At 39.8% G+C, this 6,428-nt stretch carries 4 protein-coding genes; all 4 read left to right on the top strand.

The window, feature by feature from the left end:
- Positions 1–124: 124 nt before the first annotated feature.
- Positions 125–556, top strand: a complete 432-nt coding sequence (locus Q0M21_RS10780; protein ID WP_295338022.1) for a MarR family transcriptional regulator — start codon at positions 125–127, stop codon at positions 554–556.
- A gap of 109 nt (positions 557–665) precedes the next feature.
- Positions 666–3,056 (top strand): 3-hydroxyacyl-CoA dehydrogenase/enoyl-CoA hydratase family protein, encoded by a 2,391-nt coding sequence (locus tag Q0M21_RS10785; RefSeq protein ID WP_295338024.1) that lies wholly within the window; start codon positions 666–668, stop codon positions 3,054–3,056.
- Positions 3,057–3,060: 4 nt separating this feature from the next.
- Positions 3,061–4,242, top strand: coding sequence for an acetyl-CoA C-acyltransferase (locus Q0M21_RS10790; RefSeq protein ID WP_295338026.1), 1,182 nt, complete (start codon positions 3,061–3,063; stop codon positions 4,240–4,242).
- Positions 4,243–4,266: 24 nt separating this feature from the next.
- A complete protein-coding gene (locus Q0M21_RS10795) occupies positions 4,267–6,057 on the top strand; it encodes an acyl-CoA dehydrogenase family protein (RefSeq protein WP_295338028.1) in 1,791 nt (596 codons plus the stop codon).
- Positions 6,058–6,428: the final 371 nt, after the last annotated feature.

Raw genomic sequence — 6,428 nt, forward strand, 5'->3', positions numbered from 1 at the left:
CTACCCTCAACAAATCTACTTAATTAACAAAGAATTAATATTTTTTTAAAAATATAGTATGCATGCATAATATTTTTTATTATCTTTGGATTCAGAACGAAATCGTTTTAGCTCAAATTTAGGTATGAAAGATAAAACTATAGATTACATACTTCGTGCTACCTGGCAAGCTGTTGCGAGGATGTATAACGAAGAAGCCTCAAAATTCGACGGTTCTATGGCTATCGGATTTGCACTTTTAAGTATCGACAAAGAAGATGGTACACCATCCACTTATATAAGCTCTAGAATGGGAATGGAAGCAACAAGCCTAACCAGAACTCTAAAAACATTAGAAGAGAAAGGATTGATTTATCGTAAAAAAAATCCGGATGACGGACGCGGTGTCCTCATTTACTTAACCGATTTAGGAAAACAAATGAGAGAGCAATCGAAAATCACAGTATTAAAGTTCAATGACGTGGTTAAGCAAAACGTACCAGAAGAAAAATTACAACACTTTATGGAAGTGGCCGACATCATCAACGAATTGATTACTGAAAAAAAGGTTTTTTAGAAAAAATCAAATAACAATACAATTGTCACACTGAGCTTGTCGTAGTGTTCATCACATAAAAGATTTTCTACAAGCTCAAACAAACATAATTATAAAGAACAAAAAACATATGAAACGAACAATTAAAAAAGTGGCCGTAATCGGTTCGGGAATCATGGGTTCCGGAATTGCTTGCCATTTTGCCAACATTGGTGTCGAAGTATTGCTTTTAGACATTGTGCCGAATGCTTTAACCGAAGCCGAAGAAAAGAAAGGATTGACCTTGGAAAGCAAAGCTGTTCGCAACCGTTTGGTTAACGATCACTTGGCTAATGCGCTAAAGTCAAACCCATCGCCCATTTACAGTCAGAAGTTTGCCTCCCGAATTACCACCGGAAACACAACTGATGATATGGCCAAAATTGCCAATTACGATTGGATTATTGAAGTGGTTGTGGAAAGACTGGACATCAAAAAAATAGTATTTGAACAAATCGATCAATACCGAAAACCGGGAACTTTAGTAACCTCTAATACTTCCGGAATTCCGATTCAGTTTATGAGCGAAGGCCGAAGCGAAGATTTTCAAGCGCACTTTTGTGGCTCGCACTTCTTTAATCCGGCACGTTACTTAAAATTGTTTGAAATCATTCCGGGACCAAAAACCAGTAATGAAGTACTCGACTTCTTGTTCGACTACGGTTCTAAATTTTTAGGAAAAACATCTGTTGTCGCTAAAGATACTCCTGCCTTTATCGGAAACCGTATTGGTATTTTCGGTATCCAAAGTTTGTTCCATTTGGTCAAAGAAATGAATTTAACCATTGAAGAAGTAGACAAGTTAACCGGTCCGGTTATCGGTCGTCCAAAATCGGCTACTTTCCGAACCGTTGATGTGGTAGGTTTAGACACTTTGGTACATGTAGCCAACGGTTTATACGAAAACTGCCCGAATGACGAAGCCCATGAGTTGTTCAAATTACCGGATTTCATCAACAAAATGATGGAAAACAAATGGTTAGGCAGCAAAACCGGTCAAGGATTCTACAAAAAAGAAGGCAAAGATATACTATCGTTAGACTTAAATACTTTAGAATACAGAACTGCCAAAAAAGCTTCTTTTGCCACTTTAGAATTGACCAAAACCATCGATAAACCGATAGATCGTTTCAAAGTATTGGTTAAAGGCAAAGACAAAGCCGGCGAATTCTACAGAAAGAACTTCACCGCGATGTTTGCTTATGTATCGAACAGAGTTCCTGAAATTACCGATGATTTCTATAAAATTGATGATGCCATGAAAGCGGGATTCGGTTGGGAAAACGGACCGTTCGAAATTTGGGATGCCATCGGTGTACAAAAAGGAATTGAATTGATGGAAGCTGAAGGTCTAAAACCGGCCGCTTGGGTTGGTGAAATGATTGCGTCGGGTAATACCAGTTTCTATACTATTAAAGAAGGTGCTACTTACTATTACAACATCCAAAGCAAGTCACAAACCAAGATTCCGGGACAAGACAGCTTTATCATTCTGAATAATATCCGCGAAAGCAAAAAAGTTTGGAGTAACAGCGGTGCTGTAATTCATGATTTAGGTGATGGTATCTTAAACCTTGAATTCCAAAGCAAAATGAACACCATTGGTGGTGATGTTTTAGCTGGTATCAACAAAGCTATCGACTTGGCTGAAAAACAATACAACGGATTAGTTATTGGTAATCAAGCAGCTAATTTTTCTGTTGGTGCCAACATTGGTATGATTTTCATGATGGCGGTTGAACAAGAATATGATGAATTGAATATGGCCATCAAAATGTTCCAAGACACCATGATGCGTTGTCGCTACTCTTCTATTCCGGTTGTGGTTGCGCCACATGGTATGACTTTAGGCGGTGGTTGTGAAATGACCATGCACGCCGACAAAGTAGTAGCTGCGGCTGAAACTTATATTGGTTTGGTTGAATTTGGCGTAGGTGTAATTCCCGGCGGTGGAGGTTCTAAAGAAATGACTTTAAGAGCAGCCGATTTGTATCGCAAAAATGATGTAGAATTAAACACCTTACAAGAATACTTCCTTACGGTAGCCATGGCAAAAGTAGCCACTTCAGCTTATGAAGCATACGATATGGGTGTGTTACAAAAAGGAAAAGACATCGTGATAGTTAACAAAGACCGTCAGATAGCGGAAGCCAAGAAACACGCGTTACTAATGGCTGAAGGCGGTTACACTCAACCTATCCCAAGAAAAGACGTCAAAGTACTTGGGAAACAAGCCTTGGGAATGTTCTTGGTTGGAACTGACCAAATGGTAGCCGGACAATACATTTCGGAACACGATCAAAAAATCGCCAACAAATTAGCCTACGTGATGGCCGGGGGAGATTTATCTGAACCAACACTCGTTTCAGAACAGTACTTGTTAGATATAGAAAGAGAAGCTTTCTTATCGCTTTGTACCGAGAGAAAAACATTGGAGCGTATCCAATACATGTTAACCAAAGGAAAACCATTAAGAAATTAATCAGATGAAAACAGCATATATCGTAAAAGCATACAGAACTGCCGTCGGCAAAGCACCCAAAGGCGTATTCCGCTTCAAAAGACCCGATGAGTTGGCCGCAGAAACCATTCAGTTTATGATGAATGAACTGCCTGATTTTGACAAAACCCGTATCGATGACGTCATGGTGGGTAACGCCATGCCGGAAGCCGAACAAGGTCTAAATGTAGCGCGTTTGATTTCACTAATGGGATTAAAAGTGACCGATGTGCCGGGCGTAACCGTAAATCGCTATTGTGCCTCAGGTTTAGAAACCATCGCTATTGCGACCTCAAAAATCCAAAGCGGAATGGCCGATTGCATCATTGCAGGTGGTGCCGAAAGTATGAGTTTTATTCCGATGGGTGGCTACAAACCAACTCCGGATTACCGTGTAGCTGCAGAAGGTCACGAAGATTATTACTGGGGAATGGGATTAACGGCAGAAGCTGTGGCCAAGCAATTCAACGTCTCCAGAGAAGACCAAGATGAGTTTGCCTTGAACTCTCATTTAAAAGCTATTAAGGCACAAGCCGAAGGCAAATTCGACAATCAAATTGTGCCGATTACGGTGGAGCAAACTTTTATCAACGAAAACGGTAAAAAGGAAACGAAGTCTTACACTGTGACTAAAGACGAAGGTCCGAGAGCCGACACCAATGCCGCTACTTTAGGAAAATTAAAACCTGTTTTTGCTGCCGATGGAAGTGTAACTGCCGGGAATGCTTCACAAATGAGTGACGGTGCCGCTTTTGTACTCATTATGAGTGAAGAAATGGTAAAAGAATTGAACCTTACTCCTATCGCGCGCATGGTGAGTTATGCTGCAGCCGGAGTTGAACCGAGAATCATGGGAATCGGACCGGTAAAAGCCATTCCGAAAGCCTTAAAACAAGCCGGATTAAACTTGAACGACATCAACTTAATTGAATTAAACGAAGCCTTTGCTTCCCAAGCCTTAGCGGTTACCCGTGAATTAGGTATCAATCCTGATATCATCAATGTAAATGGTGGTGCGATTGCTTTAGGACATCCACTAGGTTGCACCGGAGCCAAGTTATCAGTTCAGTTATTTGATGAAATGAAACGCCGTGGTGACAAATATGGTATCGTTTCCATGTGTGTCGGAACCGGTCAAGGTGCAGCAGGAATTTACGAATTATTATAAACAACAACTAAAAAAACATATACTATGAGCGATATCACTCGTGGAGGTCAATTCCTCGTAAAAGAAACCAAATGCGAAGACATCTTCACTCCGGAAGATTTCACTGAAGAACAAATCATGATGCGCGATTCGGTAAAAGAATTCGTCGACAAAGAAATTTGGCCTAATAAAGATCGTTTTGAGCATAAAGACTATGCTTTTACTGAAGAAATGATGCGCAAAGCTGGAGAAATGGGATTTTTAAGCGTAGCGGTACCTGAAGCTTACGGCGGTATGGGAATGGGATTTGTAGACACCTGTTTGGTTTGTGATTACATCTCAGGTGCCACAGGATCATTTTCAACGGCTTTCGGAGCGCATACCGGTATTGGTACTATGCCGATTACCTTGTACGGAACTGAAGAACAAAAATTAAAATATGTGCCGAAATTGGCTTCGGGCGAATGGTTTGGAGCGTATTGTTTGACAGAACCGGGGGCAGGTTCGGATGCGAATTCGGGTAAAACCAAAGCAGTTCTTTCTGAAGACGGAAAATACTACAGCATCACCGGACAAAAAATGTGGATCTCCAACGCCGGATTTTGTTCGCTCTTCATTGTTTTTGCTCGTATAGAAGACGATAAAAACATCACCGGTTTCATCGTAGAAAATGACCCGAGTAACGGTATTTCAATGAACGAAGAAGAGCACAAACTCGGAATTCGTGCCTCTTCTACCCGACAAGTTTTCTTCAACGAAACCAAAGTTCCCGTTGAAAATATGTTGGCCGGTCGCGGCGAAGGATTCAAAATTGCCATGAATGCGTTGAATGTTGGGCGTATCAAATTGGCTGCTGCTTGTTTGGATGCACAACGTCGTGTAACTTCTAATGCCATTCAATACGCTAACGAAAGAGTACAATTCAATACGCCTATTTCGAGTTTTGGAGCTATTCGCTACAAAATAGCTGAAATGGCCACTTCCGCCTATGCCGGTGAAAGTGCCACCTATCGTGCGGCTAAAGACATTGAAAACCGTATCAAAATTCGCGAAGCCGAAGGTGCCAGCCACCAAGAAGCAGAATTAAAAGGTGTGGAAGAATTTGCCATCGAATGTTCTATCTTAAAAGTAGCCGTTTCGGAAGACGTACAAAACTGTGCTGATGAAGGTATCCAAATTTACGGTGGTATGGGATTCTCAGAAGATACTCCGATGGAAAGCGCTTGGAGAGATGCGCGTATTGCCCGTATTTACGAAGGGACTAACGAAATCAACCGAATGTTATCAGTAGGTATGCTCATCAAAAAAGCGATGAAAGGTCACGTCGACTTGTTAGGACCGGCCATGAAAGTACAAGAAGAATTGATGGGCATTCCTTCTTTTGAAACTCCGGATTACTCCGAATTATTTTCGGAAGAAAAAGAAATGATAGCCAAATTGAAAAAAGCGTTCTTAATGGTAGCCGGTGCAGCTGTTCAAAAATATGGTATGGACTTAGATGCGCACCAGCAATTATTAACCGCAGCAGCAGATATGTTAATTGAGATTTACATTGCTGAAAGTACTCTTTTAAGAACCGAGAAATTGGCCAAAAAACAAGGTGAAGACAAAGCCAAAGAACAAATTGCAATGGCAAAATTGTATTTATACAAAGCCGTAGACATCGTAACTCAAAAAGGAAAAGAAAGCATTATTTCATTTGCTGAAGGTGATGAACAACGCATGATGCTTATGGGCTTGCGTCGCTTTACAAAATATACTAACATGCCTAATATAGTGGGATTAAGAGAAACTATTACTGCCAAATTGGTGGCAGAAAATAGCTATTGTTTTTAGATTTTTAGTTAAGTTAATTGTGTTGAAAACCATCTGTAAAACAGATGGTTTTTTTTATCACAATAACTTTTTAATCGAAAAAGCGGCGATTATTCAATAAAATATTAATCAATTTAACATTTTTAAAAAAAATACGTGAGAATTTATACTTATATTTGAATAATTCTAACTATTAAATTTATAATAGTTAGAAAATATGATTCAAGTAATAATTGTTTAGGTATGAGCAAAAAAAAAGGAGATGATTATGAACTTCTTAAGAAGATTAAAGAAATCTCCGATTACAAATATGCACTTGATGAATCGTCCATAATAGCAATAACCGATCAAAAAGGAATTATAAACCATGTCAACGATAACTTCTGTAAAAT

This window comes from Flavobacterium sp., assembly GCF_024710485.1.
Taxonomy (GTDB): Bacteria; Bacteroidota; Bacteroidia; order Flavobacteriales; family Flavobacteriaceae; genus Flavobacterium.

Excerpts from the sequence above, each read along its gene's own strand:
- Q0M21_RS10780 (WP_295338022.1), top strand. The coding sequence starts at position 125 with ATGAAAGATAAAACTATAGATTACATACTTCGTGCTACCTGGCAAGCT.
- Q0M21_RS10785 (WP_295338024.1), top strand. The coding sequence starts at position 666 with ATGAAACGAACAATTAAAAAAGTGGCCGTAATCGGTTCGGGAATCATG.
- Q0M21_RS10790 (WP_295338026.1), top strand. The coding sequence starts at position 3,061 with ATGAAAACAGCATATATCGTAAAAGCATACAGAACTGCCGTCGGCAAA.
- Q0M21_RS10795 (WP_295338028.1), top strand. The coding sequence starts at position 4,267 with ATGAGCGATATCACTCGTGGAGGTCAATTCCTCGTAAAAGAAACCAAA.